This is a genomic window from Geobacillus sp. LYN3 (assembly GCF_003064505.1).
Classification (GTDB): Bacteria; Bacillota; Bacilli; order Bacillales; family Anoxybacillaceae; genus Parageobacillus_B; species Parageobacillus_B toebii.
The window spans coordinates 1-719 of sequence record NZ_QCWL01000062.1; the positions used below are offsets into that span (position 1 = coordinate 1).

1 protein-coding gene is annotated in these 719 nt (G+C 34.8%); it reads right to left on the reverse strand.

Going from position 1 to position 719, the window contains the following annotated elements; translation table 11 throughout:
• Positions 1–454: 454 nt before the first annotated feature.
• Complete coding sequence (locus tag DCC82_RS17065) at positions 455–634, reverse strand: hypothetical protein (protein ID WP_033026282.1); 180 nt, start codon at positions 632–634, stop codon at positions 455–457.
• Between the last annotated feature and the right edge of the window lie 85 nt (positions 635–719).

Consider the following 719-nt stretch of genomic DNA (forward strand, 5'->3'; position numbering starts at 1 on the left):
TTCGCCACGTTATTTGCCACTAATCCACCGTGACAAAGGATCGATGGAAGGTTGCTATAGTGGGTGATATGGTAGAGCCATTTTTTATAAATCATCACGTCAAACACCCTACTGTTTAGTTTTATATGTGGAAATAAAATATTTCATAAATGATCGATGGCGTGCATTGCCCGACAGACAAATTATAAAACTAGTAAGCAAAACTGTCTTTATGGGTTTACATTTTTTCTGACAATAAAATACAATTCATAATTTTTAAAACATTTCATAATATTCAACCTGAATTACAGCTCCTATTTCTTTTTGGTATACAAAGCCCGATGATGTATAAAAGTTTGTGTAAAGCATTTTGCTAGCCCAAAAGAAAAAAGGTAGGGTATTCTCTGATTTAGCCATAACACATTCCAGAGAAAGGAGTACCCTATCTATTCAGAGATCCCCTATCTATCTTACATTACACAAAATTCTTGACGGTACCATCTAATTCGATACCAATTTGTGCGAGTGCATCCGTATCAAAAATGGTCGTAGCACAACCTGTGTCCAACAACACGTCTGTTAAAAGAGCAGTTTTTTCACCACACTTTATTTCGACAGAAACAATAGGTAATCCATTTTCTATTCTTATATTCATACTCTCCCCCGAATCCCTATAAAATATTGTTCTTCTACCTCTATTTGCTCCTTACTTGTGTGAAAAATATATAATTCTTTCTCCG

Bases quoted from the DNA above. Each gene is read 5' to 3' on its own strand.
- DCC82_RS17065 (WP_033026282.1), bottom strand. From the start codon at position 634: ATGAATATAAGAATAGAAAATGGATTACCTATTGTTTCTGTCGAAATA.